Origin of the sequence: Halovenus anhuiensis (assembly GCF_037080055.1) — an archaeon.
Taxonomy (GTDB): Archaea; Halobacteriota; Halobacteria; order Halobacteriales; family Haloarculaceae; genus Halovenus.
This window is the reverse complement of sequence record NZ_JBAOJI010000004.1, coordinates 57,313-75,717: the sequence shown is the minus strand read 5'-3', so window position 1 is coordinate 75,717 and position 18,405 is coordinate 57,313. Positions and strand designations below refer to the sequence as shown.

Sequence of the window (18,405 nt, the reverse complement as noted above, 5' to 3'; positions counted from 1 at the left end):
TCGCGCCGCGCACCCGCAACCGTGCCAGGCTCCACCGCTCTTGGCGCAGTTGGCCAGCCCTACTCCCATGGCTGGCCCGTTTTCGTGACTCATTTCACTATCTGGTCCCCACACCGTACTGTGAGCGTCGACGCTATCGACATCCCCGCCGGAGCCATCGACGAACTGGTAGCCGTCCGACCGGCGGACGTCGATCCTGCCGATCATCTCTCCTTCGCCCGGAACGTCTTCGTCCCGCTGACGACCGCCTGCCGGTACACCTGTACCTACTGTACGTACTTCGACCCGCCCGGCGAGGCGTCGTTGCTCTCCCCCGAGGAGATCCGTGATATCGTCCGCGAGGGCGCGGATGCGGGCTGTACGGAAGCACTGTTCACCTTCGGCGACGACCCCGACGACCGCTACACGCAGATTTACGAGCAACTCGCCGAGTACGGCCACGAGACGATCCACAGCTATCTCGCCGAGGCCTGTGAAATCGCGCTCGACGAGGGATTGCTCCCCCACGCCAACCCCGGCGACCAAACTCGCGAGGAGATGGCCGCAGTCGCGGATCTGAACGCGAGCATGGGTGTCATGCTCGAAACGACTGCCGACGTGGCTGCCCACAGTGGCCCGCGAGTCAAGACGCCCGACCAGCGCATCCAGACCATAGAGACCGCGGGTGAACTCGGCGTCCCCTTCACGACTGGTATCCTCGTCGGCATCGGCGAAGACTGGCAGGACCGCGCGGAGAGCCTGCTTGTCATTCGTGATCTGCACGAACGCTACGGCCACATTCAGGAGGTAATCGTCCAGCCAGTCGTCGAGAACGAGCGCTGGCACGGCGGCGAACCCGACCTGGAGACGCTTCGGCGGACGGTGGCGATGGCCCGCGAGGCCCTCCCCGAGGAAATCTCCCTGCAGGTGCCACCGAATCTCGCGCCTGCCGGCGAAGTCACCGACTGTGGCATCGACGACCTCGGCGGCGTGTCGCCGGTCACCGACGACCACATCAATCCCGACTACGCGTGGCCGGCACTCGATCATCTGGAGACCATCGCCGAGGAGGCCGGCGTCCCGCTACACGAGCGGTTGCCGGTCTACGAGCGATATCTGCCGGACGACCTTCGCAGTGACTTCTTCGACGACACACCGGCCGAACCGCCGCTCGACGGCGGCGACTGGATCTCCCGGCGGATCCGCGAGGAACTCACCGCAGAGAGTGAGTCTAGCCAGCGGTATCGGGCCGTGATCGCCGGGGAGACGTACTGACACTGGTTGCGTACTCATGTGCGGTTTTTTCCTGTTCTCTCCGTAACGTATGGTATGTACCGGGATTATCTCACGCGACGAGGGTTGTTGGTGGGGATGGCCGCGACAGCAGTGACCGCACTCGCAGGCTGTACCAGCGACAGTGAGGACGAACAGCGAACAGTCGCTGTCGGATCGGACGAGACCGTCTTCGATCCAGCCGAACTCACCATCGAGGCTGGGACAACCGTCACTTTCGTCTGGGAGAGTTCGGGACACACTATCCGCGTGGACAGCCAGCCTGACGGGAGCGACTGGGCGGGCGTCGCCGAGACGAAAGAAGAGGGATACGAACACGAACACACCTTCGAAGTCACCGGCACCTACGAGTACGTCTGTGAACCGCACGAAGACCGAGAGATGACCGGGACAATCACGGTCGAAGGCTCAGACGACGATGGCGGAGGCGGCGTGTACTGATCGTCAGGGGAGGCCGCCCTCCAACCGTTCGACATCCTCTGCGTCGTGACCGACGAACATCTCTGCGTCGTGTTTTCGTTCGAGGTCTTTGAGGAATCGGAGACTCTCTAGCCAGTGCTGTCTGCTCCAGAGCAATCCGGCACCGAGGGGTTGTTCGTCGTGGTAGTTCGCTCGGGCGTAGGCCTGATCACCCGTGAGGATGACTGTTCCGTGGCCGTCGAGGTCGATTTTCGTTCCCATCAGTCCGGGTGTGTGCCCGGGCAGGTGCAGAAACTCCACGTCCTCGAAATAGGTCGACCGGTCGCGGGTAACGACCTCCCAGTTGAGATCGTGATCGAAGTCCTCGGCGACGTAGGCGAGACTTCCCTCTTCGGTCTTCGCGCTGAGATAGGCGTATTTCAGCTCTTTCTCGTGGACGAACACCGGCACGTCCGTCTCCGCGAACTGGTGGAGACTGCCGGCGTGGTCCAGATGCAGGTGTGTCTGGAAGACGTAATCGATGTCGTCGATCGCGTAGCCTACGTCGTCGAGTGCGGTTTCCAGATCACGCTCGTCGGCGTCGCGGTGCTCGAAGGTGGCGTACAACTCCGCGGGCCAGTGACCCTCGCCCGCCTCGGGATGAGAGCCGGTGTCCCAGAGAATCGTTCCCTCGGGGTGATCGATGACGAGATTGTAGACTGGTCCTTCGACCATCATCGTGTCCGGGTTCTCCTCGTCCGCTGATCCCATATTGAATCCCTCGATGAGATGATTCACGTCGGTCCGAATCGTCCCGCGGTCGACAAGTGAGATGGTTGCCTCGACCATGTGCGGCCTTCGCAAGGAGCTGTCATATACTTTGGTCCACCAGCACGGTCGTTCGGCCACCCGGTTTTTTTGCTGCCCCCATGAATAGTACCACCAGAGACTGTGATATGAATCCACAACACACGACGGTATCCCGACAGGCGAGACACGGAGTACGGAGGGGACAGTATGCGCGGTGACCGACTCGACGCGTACCACTTCTACGAGAATTCCTACGAGGGTTACGACGATCTTCGGGACTCTTTCGAGTGGGAGGTTCCCGAGCAATTCAACATGGCGTGGTACGTCTGCGACCGGTGGGCCGACGACAAGAGCCGTGTTGCCGTCTTCGGCGAACACGAATCCGGCGAGCGCGAGACCTACACCTTCTGGCAACTCCAGAACGCGACGAACCGCCTCGCCAACTACCTCCGGGATCACGGCGTCGAAGAGGGTGACCGGGTGGGGATCAACTCGCCACAGCGCGTCGAAACCGTCATCGCACACATCGCCTGCTGGAAACTCGGAGCGGTTTCGGTTCCACTGTCGACGCTCTTTGGCCCCGATGCCATCGAGTATCGACTCGACGACTCCAACGCCGTCGCCGGTATCGTCGACGAATCCAACGTCGACGACTTCCGGGAAGGTCGTGAGAATCTCTCACTGAACGCCACGCTCACCGTGGGCGATGTCGAACCCCGCGGAGACGAGCAGAATTTCTGGGACACAATCGAGGAGTACTCCCGGGAGTTCGATCTGGTCGAGACCGACAGCGAGGACGACGCGATTATCATCTATACCTCGGGGACAACGGGTGATCCGAAGGGGGTCCGGCACGCCCACCGCCTCCTGCTCGGCCATCTCCCGCTCTTTCTCACCACTTTCGGCAACATGGAGATGCAGGAGTCGGACGTGTTCTGGACACCGGCGGAGTGGGCGTGGGTCGCGTCGCTGTTCGACGTGCTCTTCCCCGGTCTGTACTACGGCAAACCCGTCGTTGCCTACAACGGCGGGCAGTTCGACCCCGACACCGCCTTCCGCATCATCGAAGAGTACGGCGTCTCGAACTTCTTCGGGCCGCCGACCGCGCTGCGGATGATGATGCAGACCGACCCCGACTACCGCGTCGACACCCTGCGAACCATCGCCGGCGGCGGCGAGTCACTCGGTCAGGACATCGTCAACTGGGCCGAGGAGACATTCGGCGGCGCGGCGGTCCACGAAGGCTACGGCCAGACCGAAGCCAACATGCTCATCGGCGACTGTACTGCTCTCCTGGAGTTCCGCGAGGGGACGATGGGGCGGGCCGGTCCGGGCCACGAAGTCACCATCGTCGATCCCGACACTGCCGAACCGACCGTCGATCCCGGCGATGTCGGAGAGATTGCGGTCCGGTACGAAGACAACCCGGTCTGTTTCAAGGAGTACTGGAACAAACCGGAGAAGACTGCGGGCAAGGTCAAAAACGGCTGGCTGCTCACCGAGGATCTGGGCTGGATGGACGAGGACGGCTACGTTGCCTTCGAGAGCAGGAAAGACGACGTGATCATCAGCGCCGGCTACCGGATCGGGCCGGTCGAAATCGAGGAATCGATGGCCGATCACGAGGCCGTCGCCGACGTTGCCGTGATCGGCGTTCCCGACGACGAACGCGGCGAGGTGCCGAAGGCGTACGTCGTCGCGCAACCGGACGCCGAGTCGGGTGAGGATCTGCGCGACTCGCTGCGCCAGCACGTCCGGGATCGCCTTGCGCAGTACGAGTATCCACGCGAGATCGAATTTGTCGAGGAACTTCCGAAAACGTCGACTGGGAAAGTTCGTCGGGCCTCACTACGCGAACAGGAGGGGCTGCAGTAAGTACTTCCGTCACTACTTCTTCGTCAGGGCGTCGACAGTATCGTTGATCTCGGATACCATTGCAGCCTGTTCTTCGGTACTGGCACCGATCTCTTCGACCTCGTCGGAGACAGTGTCGGCCTTGTCGACAGCTTCGTCGATCATACTCGCAATCTCCTCGGCGCTCGCAGCCTGGTCGTCGGTCGCCTCCGCGACCTGTGTAACTCCCTCCGAAACGTCGGCAACGGCTTCCGCAATCTCCTCGAACCGAGCCATCGTCTCCTCGACCTGCGTAACTCCGTCATCGACCTGCTCGGTGGCCGCCTGGAGATTCGAAACTGTCTGTTCGGTTTCCCCGCGGATCTCCGAAACCATCTGTTCGATCTCGCTGGCGTGGTCCTGTGATTCCTCGGCGAGACTTTTGACCTCGTCGGCGACGACTGCGAACCCTTCGCCGGCCTCGCCCGCACGGGCGGCCTCGATGGAGGCGTTCAGTGCGAGCATATTCGTCTGCTCAGCGATGTCGTTGATCACGTCGACGACCTCGTCGATTTCTTCCATCCGTTCCTGCAGGGTGTGGACATCACCAGCAACGTCGTGGGTCGCTTCACCAACGTCTTCCATGACCCCCATCGCGTCCTGGGCCGACTCGTTTCCGCGCGTGGCGAGTTCGTCTGCCCGCGAACTCGTCTTCTCGACGTGCTCTGCCGTCGACGCCACCTCTTCGACCGTGGCGCTCAAATTACTGACCTCCGAGGAGATGTGCTCGATGTCGGTCGCCTGTTCGCTGGTCAGGTCGGTAATCTCCTGGGCAGCCATCGACACGTCGTCTGCGGCCCTGTCGAGTTCCGCGATATCCACCTGTACCTCCTCGATCAACGACTCGATCTGTGCCCCCATCTCTTCGATACTGTCGACGATGCGCAAAAACTCCGGCCCCAACAGAGTGTCTGTCGTATCGAACCCGACAGTTGCGTCGAAATTCCCCGTTTCGTAAGCTTCCATCGTCTCGATCAGCGCATCGAAGAGTTCCTCCAGTTCTCGCTGGTGGCGCGCGGACTCGGTGATATCCTGGACGATTTCGATGACCCCAGTTAGCTCCCCATTCTCGAACACCGGGGCTGCGACGAACCAGATGTCCTGGCCGCGAAGCGTGCTCTTGTCTTCGTAGACGGTCCCCTCGTCCGTACTGAGCAACGCGTACTCTTCGTCGGCCACGGTGACGCCATCGAACGCCCGGTGGGTCCCGTGAGGCTCTTCGGCGACCTTCTCAGCTAACGTCTGTCGAGTCTGGTCTTCGTACAGTTGGTCGCCGATGTTCTGTTCGCCGATGATCTCCTCGGCGTTGACGCCGAGCAACGTCGCGATCTGATCGTCCCAGGCGATCACCGTGCCGTCCGGATCGAGCGCGAACGACGGTAGGTTGAACGTCCCGAGAACAGTTTGCAGGCCAAATCCCTCCCGAACGGGTGACTCCATGGCTTCGTTCATATCACCCGGTACCGAGGGTGTATAAGAAAACAGGGGGCATCATTTTCAGTGCAGTAGAAGTCCCGACTGTGTCTGGTCGACCGTCGTGAGTGTGTAGTCGGGTGCAGTTGGCTTCGGTGCCGGTCGATCAGCGACCACTTCGGTCGACCAGCGGCGTTCCGTCGGCCCGCGGGCCGAGTTGCGGGCCAAAGGGCGGGTCGTCGGGATCGATCCGGCGGCGCTGTCGGTAATCCGTCGAGCGCTCGACCGGAACCCGGCCGATTGCGCTGATCATCTCGACGTACTCCTCGAACGACCGCCGTTCGCCGAAGGAACCGCCAGCACGCTTCGTAATCTCCTCCGAGAGAATCGTCCCCATGAAATCGTCCGCGCCACAGGAGAGCATCTTCAACCCCTGCTCGTCGCCGTATTTCACCCACGATGACTGGATGTGCTCGACGTTGTCGAGGTAGAGCCGTGAGACGGCGATCATCAACTCGTCTTCGTCGGTGGTCGCGCCACCGTCGACCATCCCGCGCTCGTGCAGGGGAGTGTTCGCGTGGATAAACGAGAGGGGAACGAACTCGGTGATCACACCGGTCCGATCCTGCAACTCCCGGATCCTCTCCAGGTGTTCGACGCGGTGGGCCTCGTTCTCGACGTGACCGTACATGATCGTCGCGGTCGTATCCAATCCGACTTCGGCGGCGGCCTCGATGGCCTCGATCCACTCCGCGCTGTCGATTTTGCCCGGACAGATCACGTCCCGAACCTCGTCGACCAGAATCTCGGCGGCCGTGCCGGGCACGCTGTCGAGTCCAGCGTCCTGCAACCGCTCGTAGACCTCCTCGTACCCCCAGTCGGCCCCGCGCTGTGCGTGATAGGCCTCCTCGGGAGTCATCGAGTGGAGGTGGACATCGTCGACACTCATCGCCTCGATCTGTTCGCAGTAGGTTCCGGGATCCGTTTCGTATCGGTGGGGGGATTTGTAGTTCAGATCGCCGCGCTCGCTCCTTTCGAGGAGTTCGCGGTGCTCCTCGTCGAGTGCGAAGGCGGGATGGAGTCCGCTCACCGAGGTCACCTCGTAGATCCCAGTGTCGAGCGCTTCCTCGACGATTTCGCGGGACTGTTCGGGCGTTTTGGTGAAGCCGCCGTGTTCCGCGTCGTTTTCGGCGAGGAACTGGTCGGAGCGGTCCTTGAAATTACAGAACAGACAGCCGGTGTTACAGGCCGTCGTGACGTTGTTGTTGAGGTTGGCGACGAAGGTGACCTCCTCGCCGACGACCTCGGCCCGCCGTCGGTCCGCCGCTTCGAGGACGAGTTCTTTCCGGCGGGGGTCGATCCCCGGCGTGTCGGTCCCCGTCGTCATGAGTTCGATCCCGTCGTCGACTGATAACCGCTTCCCGTCCCGTGCCTTCGCCAGTGCGTTCTCGAAGGACTGGTCGGTTTCGGGCCGGTGATCGAACTCGAAGCGATCACGCGGCACGTTGCTCGGGCGGGAAGCGTCTGCCATTGTCTCTACTGCCACTCTGTAGCGATAAAAGGGGACTGGTCCGGGTCGGTCTTGCCGCGCTCAGTGACGCCTATGTCTCGGCCTCTTCGAGCGCGAGATCCGGACTGGTCCAGATGACGAACTGGTCGTCGTCCTCGCGGTCGATGACGCCGTTGATGTACTCTTCTTCGACTGGCGGATCGTTGACTTCGCTTTCGACGATCGGCGAGACCTGCCGCACGTCGTCGACGACCCAGCCGATGTGGCCCTGATCCTCGAAGGCCTCCGAATCGAAGACGACGATCAACTGGTCGGCCTCGGTGTTCTCCTTGCCGAGGGTGACCTTCGGGTTGAGGATGGTCGTGATCTGGCCGCGCAGATCGACGACGCCCTGCACGAACTCGGGGGTGTTCGGGACCCGCGTGATCGTCTCCTCTTTGACGATTTCCTCGATGTACTCGATATCGAGACAGTAGTGTTCGTCGTCCAGGCGGAACTCGAGGACACGCGTCTCTTCTTCTGTCTCTTCGGTCTCCTCGCCATCTGCTGTCGGCGCTGTCGTGACCTCCTCGTCGTCGCTTACATCGCCGGTCGTCTCTACGTCCTCGCTCGGTTCCTCGTCGTCGAGTGCGTCTTCGAGTGTCTCGGTATCCGGAAGCGGTGCGCTCACGCCGTCATCGTCGCTCGATTCGCTTGTCGGCTCTTCGTCGGCCGTCTCCTCAGCGTCCGCATCGTCGGTCTGGTCTGTGGTGGTCATCTCGGTATCACCGTCGTTCGCATCGGACTCGTTCTCGCCGGAAACTGCCTCAGAAACCAGTTCTGCGACCTCTGCTTCCTCCGGTGTTCCGGCGCTCTCCTCGTCTTCTTCTTGTTCGTCGTCGGCAGTCTCGTCGTCCGCTTCGACGCTCTCGTCTTCTTGTTCCCCGTCGTCGGCTTCCTGCTCTTTTTCGGCTTCTTCGGCCGCCGATTCGACGAGGTCCTCCATCGTCTGCTTCTCTGGCTGGTCGTCGTCGGTCTCGTCGTTGGGTTCGTCGGCTTCTGTCTCGTCGCTGCTGGTCTCGTCGTCGCTGTCTGACTCGGCAGACTCCTCGTTGGCTGTCTTTTCGTCGTCGGGTTCTACCGGCTCACCCTCGGCTGTCTCCTCGCTGTCTTCGTCACGGCTCCCCTCTCGCATCTCTCGGATACGCTTTGCGCGATCCATTCGGTCCTTATCAGTCATGCTGTCACCTCGGTATAGCCGAACTCCTCGTCGAACTCCGCCGCGATGTCCAGAAACACTTTCTCCATATCGACAGACTGCTCGTAAGCGAATATCGACTGTCCCGCCGAGAAGGCCCGCTGCAGCGCAACGCGCTTTCGCACCTCCCAGACGGGATGGCCGGCGAAGACCTCGTTGAGCCAGTCGACCATCATCAGGTCCTCGTTGGTCTGCTCGACCCGATTCGCGACGACACCGACAGTATTGACCGTGATTCCGGCAAGATCTTCGAGTGCCGCGATCTGATCGATCAACAACTCGATGGCCCGCTCTGAAGTCGCCTCGGTCAGCGCCGGGACGACGACGTTCTGTGTTGCGAAGATGCTCGTCTCGGTCAACCGACCGTAGAACGGCGGCGAGTCGACGATGATGTAATCGTACTCTTTGTCGAGTTCGTCGAAGGCCTCGTCCAGCGCCTCCAGGGCGTGGTCGGTGTCGATTCCGTCCGGGCTTACGTTAATCGCCAACGAGGACAGCGCCTCGATACCGGCCTGATCGTCCGCGTCGAGTTGTGCGATCAGGTGGGCGATAGTCAACTCCTGTTCGGCGTGCAGGAGATCCAGATTCGAGGGCAGCACGTCCATCTCCTCGTGTTCGACGATCAGATCGTTGATCACGTGGCGGCGCTCGTGATCGGTCAGCACGTCGAACAGCGAGGGTGGCTCGCGGTCGTAGGCCTCGACCAGCCCCAGTCCCTCGGTTGCGTTGCCCTGCGGATCGACATCGACGAAGAGCACGTCCCGGCCGCGCTCGTTGAGCGCACCGGCGATGTTGATCGCAATCGTCGTCTTGCCAGTTCCACCTTTGGCGTTAGTCACACAGACCCGGGCCGGGCCAGTATCCTCGTCGTTCATCTGCTCGTACTCGGTGGGATGTGATGGGCGCTAATAAAAATACGTCTCCCATTATCACGAAGAACAACACGACGGGGAACGGATATCGGCACGGAGCGGCCGTCAGACGCCTGTCTAACGGGACGCCAACATTTAAGAGAGAGTAGGGGAAATTTACGAGGTATATGAGCATGAATCCGAGCGATTACGACCTCGACGAACTCCGGAAGATGGCCTCGGAGCGTGACGGCAAATCGACCAGTGATAACGGGAACGGCGACGACCTCGGACTGGGGTCGATGCGCGGCGAAAGCAGTTCTGCGAGCAGCCCTGATTCGTTCCGGGCCGGTCTCTACCGGGAACTGCTCCCGCTGGAAGCCGGCGGCGACGCCGAGAAGCCGTATCTCGAAGCGCTCCCGGAGGACAACAACGGCGAACGACTCATTTTCGAGTGGCTGGAGTTTCTCCTGCTTCACGCCGGCCATCAGGGCACCCGCGAGGCAATCTCCTACTACGAGTCTGTCGGCTGGATCACCGAGGAGTGTGAATCACAGCTGAAAGATTACATGCTCGGCCTCGACGAACAGGCGACGAGTGACCCGACTGACCTCGACGTGGACGACCACCTGCTCAGTCTGGTCTACATCGCCAAACTCGCCTCGATGAACTAACTCGGAATCGCTCGGACTCCAGTGGCACACTTTGTTCTCCCGGCGTCTGTCGTCTTTACTGTCTTTCTGGCTCTGTTGGCGATTCCTTCGGCGGCAAGTAGAATACGAGTGTGTTCCCTCGTGGGTCGTGTCGTTCGAGTCTGATCTCACCGCCGAGAGATTCGACACACCACTTCACGACGAATAGCCCGACGCCAGTGCCGTGGGAGGTACTCGTGACCGCATCGCGGTTGAACAGGCTATCGAACTCGGCGTCGGGAATCGGTGGGTTCGTATCTTCGATTCGAATCTCGACACGGCCGGTATTCGGCGATGGGCCGATGGTCACGGTCACCTCCGGGCAGTCGTTTTCGCTGTGCACAACGGCATTTTCTAGTGCCTCCGAGAGCGCGTACCTGAATGCTGTATCGATTTCGATCCACATCCGCGCCCGCTCTGTCAGTGTGATCTCCGCCGAGGGATACTCCGCTTCGAGGTCGTCGATCACTGCACGGACGGCACTGGTCGCATCCCGGCGAACCTGCCGCGCGTCGGTCTGATTGACCGCGTGCTGGATCTGTTTCACCGACTCTGTGATCTCACCGAGTTCCATCGCAGTGGATTTCATCGTCTCGGCAACGTCGGCCACCCGCTCACATTCGGCATCGTGCTCGATGACTTCACTGTAGCCGACCAGCGCGTTCGCCTCGTTGCGCAGGTTGTGCCGCAACACCCGCCAGAAGAGTTCCTCTCTGTGGCTGCTGTTGTAGTGTTCGGTGATGTCTCGAAACTCCGCACGGACACAGCGCTGGCTGTCGAGTGTCTGCGCCGAGCAGTGAATCTGTACCCAGATCAACTCGCCGTCTGCCCGTTTGATCCGCCATCTGAACCGCTGTGGGTCACCAGCGGCACTTGCCTGCAATCGGTCGATAAAGTCCGCTGGCGTGAACGGATAGGTGTTCGCAGAATATCTCTCGACGGACAGTTCCCGGAGTTTCGCGGTGCTGTAGCCGAACAACGACTCCGACCGCTCGTTTGCATCCAGAACACCGCCAGTCTCCGGATCGTACAGCATAATGCCAGTGTGCAGCGTCTCGTACTCCGGCGGCAGCGTAATCTCGGTCTGCGTAGACATCTACCGAGTGGTTCCGAAGATGTCCACAAAACCGTTGCTAGGAGTGCTATGTACGACTGGTGAGCCGTTCGTTCGAGTAGTGTCTACAGGTCGCTCCCATCCTGCTCACTCCAGAATATCCGACTCGATCCCCTCGCGTTCGAGGATCTCTTCGACGTATTCGGCCTGTAGGGACTGTCCCTCGGGGAGATCCATCTCCTCGCGCTGTCGGTCGAAGGCAATTTCGCCCCGGTGCATGACGGTCACTCGATCGAGCGAGCCCTCGAACTCGGTGATCCGGTGGGTCGAGACGAAGACCGTATTCCCCTGTTCGACGTACCAGTCCAGAAATTCGAGTAGGCGAGCGGTCGACACGTCGTCGAGCGCGCCCAGCGGTTCGTCCAGCAGCATAATATCTGGCTCCTTGATGAAAGCGAGGGCGAGATCCAGTTTGCGGCCGAAGCCGCCGGAGAGATCACCCGCTGTCCGGTCCAGTGCGCGCGTCAGCCGCAACTCCTCGACGACGGTCCGGTTCCACTCCCAGTCGTCGGCACCGACGATGCCGGCGAACACCGAGATGTTCTCCCGGACGGTGAGACTCGGATAGAAATTCGGCGACTGGAACCCACAGCCGATCACGATATCGGGAATTCGGATCTCTCCCGCTGTCGGCTGTGTCAGCCCCAATATGAGCCGCATCAACGTCGACTTGCCCGATCCGTTCGGTCCCAGCAAGCAGTGATACTGTCCACCGCCGATCCGCAGCGAGAGGTCGTCCACGGCCACGACCGAGTCGTACTCCCGTGTGACGCCGTCGAGTTCGATCTGGCCGCTCATTAGCTCGACCTCCGGTAGTAGATAATCGATCCTTCGAGCGCCACCACAGCGACGACCAGACAGCCCACAAGCAGTGCCAGCCAGTCGGCAAAGGTCGCCAGACTACTGCCCTTGAGCATCATACTGCGGGTGATGATCCCGGCGTAGTAGGTCGGCAACAACTGTGCGACGGTCGTCCGGATCGGCGAGAAGAAACCGAGCGGAAATGCCAGCGCCGACAGCGCAACGACTCCGAGCATCGCCGTGACGTTGACGAACAGTCCCACGCCCGAGAACCGCGAGAGGATCATGATCGTCGAACTGACCGTCGATACCAGCAGGAAGGTCAAAAGGAGCGTCAGCACGGCCCCCGGCGTCAGCGTCGCAACGGCGTAGCCGTAGTACAGTGCTGCGGCGTGAAAGACGACAATCGGAACCGTAACGAGAGCCGTAAAGAAGAGCAGTTTCGCGGCTACGACCGATTCGAGCGAGGCTTCGACCCGCAAGCGGTCGAGCACTGCCGATTCGTTTTTCAGGTTGTACGGGACGTAGGAAAACGCGAAAAAGATCACAAGTGTCAGCAGGAAGGTGGGATACAGATACTCCGGGAGCGTCTTTTCCTCGCCGACGACCTCGCGTTCTGCGCTGACCTCGGCGTCGAAGATGCGGTCCATCTCGGATTCGAGGACGTTGCCGATGATCTCGGAGGGTGAGAGAAACGGCACGATAGCGCCGTCGACGATCAACCGAAACTCGGCTTCGGCACTCGCATCGTCCAGATTTGTCGGTACCTCGACGACTGCGTAGACGGATTCGCGTTCGAGCATTGCCCTGCCCTCCTCGATATCGTCGACTCGGGTCGGTTCGGTAAAGGTTGCAATCGTCCCCTCGACGACTTCCATGTTCGACTCGTCGACTGAGTCGTCGGCAGGGGCCACAGCCACGGGCACGTCCCGGGGCAACACGTCCTGAAAGATGACGCTGGTGCCCGCGAAAAATCCCGGCAACAGCAGCAACAGAAAGACGAGCACGAGGGCGTTGCGCAGACTCCAGTGGGCTTCTTTCTCCAGCAGTGATCTCAGCGACATTCAGCGGTCACTCCGTCGACCCGGCGTCGGGATTCTATCGGACTGTTCGCCCGACAACGTAACCATTGTCAGGTATACTCACCACCAGCACAATGAAAGTTGTCATGCGACTCACGGATCCGCCGCCTGCGTCGGTCTCCGACGGCCGCAGAGAGAAACGCTTTTGCGTGAATCTCCAAAGGTACACGTATGGACTGGCCTCACGACCCCGACGGCGAGGAAGGGAGCGAAGGACGCCGCAAATACGGCCACGCTGTCCTCGCGAAGAAAGTCGACGAAGGCGAGGACTTCCCTTTCACTGCCGGGGAGTACGTCGAACAGTACGGTGACCACCCGGTCCGGGTGGACTACGAACGTGTCGTCAGCGTCGAGAAAATCTTCGAGAACATCGACGACGACGAGCAGTTCGAGGACTTCCCCGAATTCCACAAGGCCGTCGGCGCAGCGATGCGTGACGCCGACTACTGGCCGTACCGACTCGAACACGCCTGACTGTCCCCGTTTTCTCACCCGCCGATGACGCTTGGTGTGTGCTCGCATAACATACTTGTATCGGCCTCGTGTAGCCTCAATAATGAGCACTCTCAACAGACACGACCCCAGCGATATTCCGGAGCGAGTCAGAACGGACTTGTTCGCGTCTGAACGGCGGTGTCGGCTGCTTCGTGCACTGGCCGCGGCGGGCGGTGAGAAGTCTGTGCGTGATCTGGCGATCCAGATCCGGGCCGAAGAGACTGGTCAGGCCGCCGACCAGGTCGATTCCGATACCGTCGAGTCGACTCGGTACGAGATTTACGACCGCCATCTCCCGAAACTCGCAGCGACAGGTGTCGTCGAGTACGACTCTACACTGGACAAACTCCGCTTACTCGACTCTGAAATCCGCGAGGAGGCCGAGCGCGAACTCGATGAGTAGACTCTTGGCCGTTCGGGTGACGGATCGGCTTTCTGCAACCGGAATGTTACGAGGACTGCGGTAAAAAGGCTACTGGAGACAGCTTTTTCCCCGGGTATGGTAAATGTCCACATATGGACTCGGAGTTAACTGTGCGTGAGATCATGGATCGGGAGTACGTCGGGGTCACGGAGTCGGATGAATTAGTCGAGACGGTCGAACTGCTCTTGGAGGAAGACAAGGAGACGGCAGTCGTTCTTCACGGCAGTGAGCACGTCGGTGTGGTGACCGAGCGGAATATCCTCTCGACGCTGGTTGACGGACCGGACCCGTCCGAAGCGACCGTCGGTGACGTGATGTCTGAACACGTTCCTACTGTCTCGCCGGAGACGACAGTCTCGGCGGCGGCGGACCAGCTTTCGACCCAATCCGCCCGCAGACTCGTCGTCACAAACGGATCGGAACCGGAGGGGGTCCTCACGCAGAACGATCTGCTCGTCGGTCGAAACTACCCGACGGAACAGGACACCACCTCGACGGCCTCCGGCGAGGTACTCGCCGAGGAGACGATCGGCGGCGCGGGGACGGCGACCACGCCGCCGGCCGAGGAGGGATTCGAGGATCAGGGGATCTGTGAAGTCTGTGGGACGCTGACGCGCGATCTCACTTCGTTCAACGGCCAGTTGCTCTGTGCGGACTGCCGCGAGATGTGATGGCGGAGATTCAGGTCGCCGACACAGACGACGCCGACGCTGTCGTCGAGATGTGGCTCGCGCTGGCGGATGGACAACGAAAGTACGGCTCACATATCCCGGCCGAACCGAATCGCACACAGATCCGCGAGTCCGTGCTCCGGCATATTACTGGTGACCAGCTTCTTCTCGCGCGTGCTGACCAGCTCTGTGGGTTCGTCATGTTCACCGTCGAACAGGGCAGTTTCGAGCAGGATGTCACCCGCGGAATCGTCGAAAATCTATTTGTCCGACCGAGTTTTCGCGGTGATGGAACCGGGTCCGAACTCCTCTCGCGGGCGGAACAACGTCTCAGTGACCGTGGTGTCGATACGGTTGCGCTGCACGTGATGGCCGACAACGACCGTGCCCGCCAGTTCTATCGGGCACGTGAGTACACTCCCCAGCGACTCGAACTGGAGAAGTCCATCGAGTAGCCGCGACTCGAAAACGATACTCACTCAAAGGATGACCTACAAGGTGAGGATGCGCCAGGGGAGCTTGGGCGGTTCAAGCACCCGACTTGTAATCGGGAGTTCGAGGGTTCAAATCCCTCCCCTGGCTTTCTACTGCGAACAAACGTGAGCAGTGAAAGCCATCTCGGAGGGATTTGAACTAGACCGGACGAGCGAAGCGAGTCCGGGCGTAGTTCGCAATCGCTCCCCTGGCTCGCGAACGTACCGGACCTTGCGGCGGGGTCTCGACACGTGTTGCTATCGGCGTCTCGTCACACCCCGAATTGCGAAGGCGACCGACCGAATCCGGCATTCGCTCGTGACTATACGAGTGTATCCATCGGTAGTTGGCAAGAATCGTTATTGCCGGTTGTGATCATCTCTCACCTATGCCGGGGGCCGTCGTCGGACTGTTCGCGATTGCCCTGGGGCTCACCATCGCGCCGAGTGGGTTGTACTTTCTGCGGATCTGCTACGGAATTGTCGGTCTCGTCGGGTTCTACCTCGGAGTACAGGCCGCGGCGACCGCACCGGCAATCGACGTGTTACGAGGAGTCCCGCTTGCTCGGGAATTCGTCTACGGACTGTCTGCCGCGGCGTTCAGCATCGCACTCCTGGTCCTGTTACTCGGTATTGCCGCCGTGGTGCTACCAATCGCCTACGGTCTCGATCTCGGCACCCGGTTGTTCACCAACCCGATCTTGATCTACGCGACCACCCTGATCGTCGGGCTGACAGGGCTCGTAGCATTTTATCTCGGCGTCTGGGTCGCGAGTGCCATCGTCGGCGGCGTGCTGGTCGCCGTCGGCGTTCAGTTCATTTTCTCGGTCGCGGACGGATCGGCCGCACCGTATGAGAGGATTGCGGAGCTGCTGCGCTCGGCTGATTTCCCGACGATCGTTCCCGATATCGTCGCCGGAATCGGCGCTGTCGGTCGGTCCGGGCTGCTTTTCGGCATCGCCGTGGCCGTCGCCGGGTTCGGCATCGTCGGTCACCTGCTCTTCATCGATGTCGAACGACTCACCGCATGACCGCTACGCCCCGCTTATATCCAGACTCAACCCGTCACGCGCGAAGCGAACGTCCCCATCGTAAGCGTCGGCAATCGCGTCGAGCATCTCCTCCTGTCGGCCTTCCGTGTGCGGGTAGAGATGGGTCAGATAGACGCGACCGATCTCCGCGTCGGCGTCGGCCAGTGCGGTGCCGAGACTTGTTGGCGTCGGGTGGTTCGACACGTCGACCTCGTCGGGGAACGAACAGTCGTGGACCAGCACCGCCGCGCCGTCGGCGAACTCGATCAACTCCTCGAAGGCCTCGCTGTCGCCGCTGAACACGAAGGGTGGACTCCCTGGACCGCGCTCGAACCGGTAAGCCAGACAGTGCATCGAGTGGCGGGTCTCCATCGCATCGACCTCGAAGCCGGCGATATCGAACGGTCCATCTGCGGGATCGAGTTCGTGGATCTCCAGATCGAGCCGATCTTGCATGTACTCGTGGGTGTCGAGCAGCCCCTCGATCAACTCCTCGGTGCCGGCGGGGCCGTAGATCGTCAGCGACTCCTCGCCAGCCAACCAGCGTGCTTTCATCAGGACCGGGATGTCGGAGACGTGATCCAGATGGTGGTGGGTCAAAAGTAGCGTGTCGACACCCTCGTAGCCGACATCGGTCCTCGCTAACCCGTGTAACACGCCGCTGCCGCAGTCGACCAGCAACGGTTTCTCACCCTCTACCAACAGCCCGGTCTGGAACCGCTCGCCTGTCGGCATCGCGCTCCCGGTTCCGAGAAATCTCACCTGCATACGCCACAGTTCGACTGGCTCGGTGAAAACAGTCGGTGGTTACGCGGTTCACGACTACCCTGTCCGCTCCGATCAGCAACGGAATGAACTAACCGACTTCTTGGTCACTGTCCTCCGCTATCCGGGCCACAATCCGTCGTCTGAGGAGCGCCCCCGCCCCCACGAGGACGAGCAGTAGTCCGCTGACGAGAACGAGATACAACCCTGGTTCGACTGTGTATCGTTCGACTGGTCGGAACCGCTTCAACCTGTCTCCGGATAACAGGAGCAGTACGACGCCACTGCCGAGTAGTACAACATCAGGCAGCCAGCCACGGTATCGCGCTCCCGCAACGACCCCGATGACAGCGACGCCGAGTGCGACAACAACTACGTCGAGGCCCTGAAACCCCGCTTCTGCGGCCGGCAGATATTCGGATGTATAGTAGGCTTGTCCGTTCCTGTACCCATCTGGATGCTTCTTGACCCACGGGAGATACGCCCCGACGATGGCCAGCACCGCCGCGACCACCGTCGCAGCAACGTACGCTGGTCCCGGGCGGGCGTTCATCTCTATTCCTCGGCTTCGAACATTCCCGTCGTCATGTATCGCTCGCCGGAGTCCCAGTATACCGTCAGGACGAGTGGATCTTCCGTCTGCCCGCGGAGTCGGCGGGCGACACGTTTGGCCGCGACGTTGGATCCGCCGGAGGACTGGCCGACGAAGATGCCTTCGGACTGGGCGAGTCGGCGACACTCCCGCTCGGCGGTCTCGATATCGACAGTCTCGACCCCATCGAGGAGGTCCTGATCGAGGTTGTCGCTGATGAATCCGGGACCCATCCCCTGGAAGTCGTCGTCACCCGCCTCCTCGCCGGAGAGGACGGCATTTTCCTCCGGTTCGACGGCGACGACTTCCATCTCGGGGAACTCCTCGCGCAGGCGGCGGCCGATGCCCGTGATCGTTCCGCCGGTGCCGACGCCGGCGACCAGCGCGTCCGGTTCGCGCCCGTCCAGTTGGTCGAGGATTTCAGGGCCGGTCGTCCGGTAGTGAGCTTCTGGATTCGCGCCGTTCTCGAACTGGTACATCTGGACGTAGCCGTCTCGCTCTGTGAGTTCGTCGGCCCGGTCGCGCGCGTCGCTGATCGACCCTTCGACGAGTTCGAGGTCCGCGCCGTAGGCGCGCATGATCTGGCGGCGCTCTTTCGACTGTGAGGCGGGCATCACGAGGACGACATCGTAGCCTTTGGCCGCGCCGACCATCGCCAGCCCGATGCCGGTGTTGCCGCTGGTCGGCTCGACGACGGTATCGCTATCTTCGAGTTTGCCGTCTCGTTCGGCGGCCTCGACCATCGACATCGCGGGGCGGTCCTTCGCCGATCCGCCCGGGTTGAACGACTCGATCTTTGCGGCGACTGTGGTTCCATCGGGGCTGTTGACCTCGACGAGTGGGCTCCCGATGGTGTCCAAGATGCTCTCGTCCATATCCG

20 protein-coding genes and 1 tRNA gene are annotated in these 18,405 nt (G+C 61.2%); 10 read left to right on the top strand and 11 right to left on the bottom strand.

Annotated features, from left to right (window positions below):
- Positions 1-120: 120 nt before the first annotated feature.
- Positions 121-1,254: a 7,8-didemethyl-8-hydroxy-5-deazariboflavin synthase subunit CofG gene (gene cofG, locus V8P86_RS11270; RefSeq protein ID WP_336327370.1), complete on the top strand. Its 1,134-nt coding sequence runs from the start codon at positions 121-123 to the stop codon at positions 1,252-1,254.
- A gap of 54 nt (positions 1,255-1,308) precedes the next feature.
- Entirely contained in the window at positions 1,309-1,713 is a 405-nt protein-coding gene (locus V8P86_RS11265; protein ID WP_336327369.1) for a plastocyanin/azurin family copper-binding protein, read from the top strand.
- Positions 1,714-1,716: 3 nt separating this feature from the next.
- Here V8P86_RS11265 and V8P86_RS11260 read toward each other — a convergent pair whose 3' ends face one another.
- The gene (locus tag V8P86_RS11260; protein WP_336327368.1) at positions 1,717-2,520 is read right to left on the bottom strand and encodes an N-acyl homoserine lactonase family protein; all 804 of its coding nucleotides are present in this window, start codon (positions 2,518-2,520) and stop codon (positions 1,717-1,719) included.
- A 168-nt stretch (positions 2,521-2,688) separates the two neighbouring features.
- Between V8P86_RS11260 and V8P86_RS11255 the strand changes: the two genes are divergently transcribed.
- Positions 2,689-4,356, top strand: coding sequence for an acetate--CoA ligase (locus V8P86_RS11255; RefSeq protein WP_336327367.1), 1,668 nt, complete (start codon positions 2,689-2,691; stop codon positions 4,354-4,356).
- Positions 4,357-4,368: 12 nt separating this feature from the next.
- Here the strand turns inward: V8P86_RS11255 and V8P86_RS11250 are convergent, their stop codons facing one another.
- From V8P86_RS11250 to V8P86_RS11235, 4 genes are all read right to left on the bottom strand, one after another.
- Complete coding sequence (locus V8P86_RS11250; RefSeq protein ID WP_336327366.1) at positions 4,369-5,826, bottom strand: methyl-accepting chemotaxis protein; 1,458 nt, start codon at positions 5,824-5,826, stop codon at positions 4,369-4,371.
- A 127-nt stretch (positions 5,827-5,953) separates the two neighbouring features.
- Positions 5,954-7,318: a 7,8-didemethyl-8-hydroxy-5-deazariboflavin synthase subunit CofH gene (cofH, locus tag V8P86_RS11245; protein ID WP_336327365.1), complete on the bottom strand. Its 1,365-nt coding sequence runs from the start codon at positions 7,316-7,318 to the stop codon at positions 5,954-5,956.
- 70 nt (positions 7,319-7,388) lie between these two features.
- A complete protein-coding gene (locus tag V8P86_RS11240) occupies positions 7,389-8,516 on the bottom strand; it encodes a chemotaxis protein CheW (protein WP_336327364.1) in 1,128 nt (375 codons plus the stop codon).
- Complete coding sequence (locus tag V8P86_RS11235; RefSeq protein ID WP_336327363.1) at positions 8,513-9,409, bottom strand: ParA family protein; 897 nt, start codon at positions 9,407-9,409, stop codon at positions 8,513-8,515. The genes V8P86_RS11240 and V8P86_RS11235 overlap by 4 nt, the downstream gene beginning before the upstream one ends.
- Positions 9,410-9,573: 164 nt before the next feature.
- Here V8P86_RS11235 and V8P86_RS11230 point away from each other — a divergent pair, with 164 nt between their 5' ends.
- On the top strand, positions 9,574-10,059 hold the full coding sequence (locus V8P86_RS11230) for a FlaD/FlaE family flagellar protein (RefSeq protein ID WP_336327362.1): 486 nt from the start codon (positions 9,574-9,576) through the stop codon (positions 10,057-10,059).
- Positions 10,060-10,114: 55 nt separating this feature from the next.
- Here V8P86_RS11230 and V8P86_RS11225 read toward each other — a convergent pair whose 3' ends face one another.
- The 3 genes from V8P86_RS11225 to V8P86_RS11215 all read right to left on the bottom strand — a co-directional run bounded on the left by V8P86_RS11225 (position 10,115) and on the right by V8P86_RS11215 (position 13,056).
- Entirely contained in the window at positions 10,115-11,173 is a 1,059-nt protein-coding gene (locus V8P86_RS11225) for a sensor histidine kinase (protein ID WP_336327361.1), read from the bottom strand.
- Between the two features lie 105 nt (positions 11,174-11,278).
- Positions 11,279-11,989: an ABC transporter ATP-binding protein gene (locus V8P86_RS11220; RefSeq protein ID WP_336327360.1), complete on the bottom strand. Its 711-nt coding sequence runs from the start codon at positions 11,987-11,989 to the stop codon at positions 11,279-11,281.
- A complete protein-coding gene (locus V8P86_RS11215; protein WP_336327359.1) occupies positions 11,989-13,056 on the bottom strand; it encodes an ABC transporter permease in 1,068 nt (355 codons plus the stop codon). The genes V8P86_RS11220 and V8P86_RS11215 overlap by 1 nt, the downstream gene beginning before the upstream one ends.
- A gap of 189 nt (positions 13,057-13,245) precedes the next feature.
- Between V8P86_RS11215 and V8P86_RS11210 the strand changes: the two genes are divergently transcribed.
- From V8P86_RS11210 to V8P86_RS11185, 6 genes are all read left to right on the top strand, one after another.
- Positions 13,246-13,548: a DUF5785 family protein gene (locus V8P86_RS11210; protein WP_336327358.1), complete on the top strand. Its 303-nt coding sequence runs from the start codon at positions 13,246-13,248 to the stop codon at positions 13,546-13,548.
- 82 nt (positions 13,549-13,630) lie between these two features.
- On the top strand, positions 13,631-13,972 hold the full coding sequence (locus V8P86_RS11205; protein ID WP_336327357.1) for a DUF7344 domain-containing protein: 342 nt from the start codon (positions 13,631-13,633) through the stop codon (positions 13,970-13,972).
- A gap of 113 nt (positions 13,973-14,085) precedes the next feature.
- A complete protein-coding gene (locus V8P86_RS11200; protein WP_336327356.1) occupies positions 14,086-14,664 on the top strand; it encodes a CBS domain-containing protein in 579 nt (192 codons plus the stop codon).
- Positions 14,664-15,119: a GNAT family N-acetyltransferase gene (locus tag V8P86_RS11195; RefSeq protein ID WP_336327355.1), complete on the top strand. Its 456-nt coding sequence runs from the start codon at positions 14,664-14,666 to the stop codon at positions 15,117-15,119. Before V8P86_RS11200 ends, V8P86_RS11195 begins: the two co-directional genes overlap by 1 nt.
- A gap of 53 nt (positions 15,120-15,172) precedes the next feature.
- A tRNA-Thr gene (locus V8P86_RS11190) sits at positions 15,173-15,246 on the top strand.
- Positions 15,247-15,526: 280 nt separating this feature from the next.
- Positions 15,527-16,168: a hypothetical protein gene (locus tag V8P86_RS11185; protein WP_336327354.1), complete on the top strand. Its 642-nt coding sequence runs from the start codon at positions 15,527-15,529 to the stop codon at positions 16,166-16,168.
- 3 nt (positions 16,169-16,171) lie between these two features.
- Here the strand turns inward: V8P86_RS11185 and V8P86_RS11180 are convergent, their stop codons facing one another.
- The 3 genes from V8P86_RS11180 to V8P86_RS11170 all read right to left on the bottom strand — a co-directional run bounded on the left by V8P86_RS11180 (position 16,172) and on the right by V8P86_RS11170 (position 18,400).
- The gene (locus V8P86_RS11180) at positions 16,172-16,936 is read right to left on the bottom strand and encodes an MBL fold metallo-hydrolase (protein ID WP_336327353.1); all 765 of its coding nucleotides are present in this window, start codon (positions 16,934-16,936) and stop codon (positions 16,172-16,174) included.
- A gap of 88 nt (positions 16,937-17,024) precedes the next feature.
- On the bottom strand, positions 17,025-17,486 hold the full coding sequence (locus V8P86_RS11175) for a hypothetical protein (protein ID WP_336327352.1): 462 nt from the start codon (positions 17,484-17,486) through the stop codon (positions 17,025-17,027).
- Between the two features lie 2 nt (positions 17,487-17,488).
- The gene (locus V8P86_RS11170) at positions 17,489-18,400 is read right to left on the bottom strand and encodes a PLP-dependent cysteine synthase family protein (RefSeq protein WP_336327351.1); all 912 of its coding nucleotides are present in this window, start codon (positions 18,398-18,400) and stop codon (positions 17,489-17,491) included.
- Between the last annotated feature and the right edge of the window lie 5 nt (positions 18,401-18,405).

What these genes read in the sequence shown, in the direction of transcription:
- V8P86_RS11220 (WP_336327360.1), bottom strand. Translation starts at nt 11,989, where the DNA reads ATGAGCGGCCAGATCGAACTCGACGGCGTCACACGGGAGTACGACTCG.
- cofH (WP_336327365.1), bottom strand. Translation starts at nt 7,318, where the DNA reads ATGGCAGACGCTTCCCGCCCGAGCAACGTGCCGCGTGATCGCTTCGAG.
- V8P86_RS11180 (WP_336327353.1), bottom strand. Translation starts at nt 16,936, where the DNA reads ATGCAGGTGAGATTTCTCGGAACCGGGAGCGCGATGCCGACAGGCGAG.
- V8P86_RS11250 (WP_336327366.1), bottom strand. Translation starts at nt 5,826, where the DNA reads ATGAACGAAGCCATGGAGTCACCCGTTCGGGAGGGATTTGGCCTGCAA.
- V8P86_RS11240 (WP_336327364.1), bottom strand. Translation starts at nt 8,516, where the DNA reads ATGACTGATAAGGACCGAATGGATCGCGCAAAGCGTATCCGAGAGATG.
- V8P86_RS11215 (WP_336327359.1), bottom strand. Translation starts at nt 13,056, where the DNA reads ATGTCGCTGAGATCACTGCTGGAGAAAGAAGCCCACTGGAGTCTGCGC.
- V8P86_RS11205 (WP_336327357.1), top strand. Translation starts at nt 13,631, where the DNA reads ATGAGCACTCTCAACAGACACGACCCCAGCGATATTCCGGAGCGAGTC.
- V8P86_RS11260 (WP_336327368.1), bottom strand. Translation starts at nt 2,520, where the DNA reads ATGGTCGAGGCAACCATCTCACTTGTCGACCGCGGGACGATTCGGACC.
- V8P86_RS11170 (WP_336327351.1), bottom strand. Translation starts at nt 18,400, where the DNA reads ATGGACGAGAGCATCTTGGACACCATCGGGAGCCCACTCGTCGAGGTC.
- V8P86_RS11200 (WP_336327356.1), top strand. Translation starts at nt 14,086, where the DNA reads ATGGACTCGGAGTTAACTGTGCGTGAGATCATGGATCGGGAGTACGTC.
- V8P86_RS11195 (WP_336327355.1), top strand. Translation starts at nt 14,664, where the DNA reads ATGGCGGAGATTCAGGTCGCCGACACAGACGACGCCGACGCTGTCGTC.
- V8P86_RS11255 (WP_336327367.1), top strand. Translation starts at nt 2,689, where the DNA reads ATGCGCGGTGACCGACTCGACGCGTACCACTTCTACGAGAATTCCTAC.
- V8P86_RS11230 (WP_336327362.1), top strand. Translation starts at nt 9,574, where the DNA reads ATGAGCATGAATCCGAGCGATTACGACCTCGACGAACTCCGGAAGATG.
- V8P86_RS11175 (WP_336327352.1), bottom strand. Translation starts at nt 17,486, where the DNA reads ATGAACGCCCGCCCGGGACCAGCGTACGTTGCTGCGACGGTGGTCGCG.
- V8P86_RS11185 (WP_336327354.1), top strand. Translation starts at nt 15,527, where the DNA reads ATGCCGGGGGCCGTCGTCGGACTGTTCGCGATTGCCCTGGGGCTCACC.
- V8P86_RS11225 (WP_336327361.1), bottom strand. Translation starts at nt 11,173, where the DNA reads ATGTCTACGCAGACCGAGATTACGCTGCCGCCGGAGTACGAGACGCTG.
- V8P86_RS11265 (WP_336327369.1), top strand. Translation starts at nt 1,309, where the DNA reads ATGTACCGGGATTATCTCACGCGACGAGGGTTGTTGGTGGGGATGGCC.
- V8P86_RS11210 (WP_336327358.1), top strand. Translation starts at nt 13,246, where the DNA reads ATGGACTGGCCTCACGACCCCGACGGCGAGGAAGGGAGCGAAGGACGC.
- V8P86_RS11235 (WP_336327363.1), bottom strand. Translation starts at nt 9,409, where the DNA reads ATGAACGACGAGGATACTGGCCCGGCCCGGGTCTGTGTGACTAACGCC.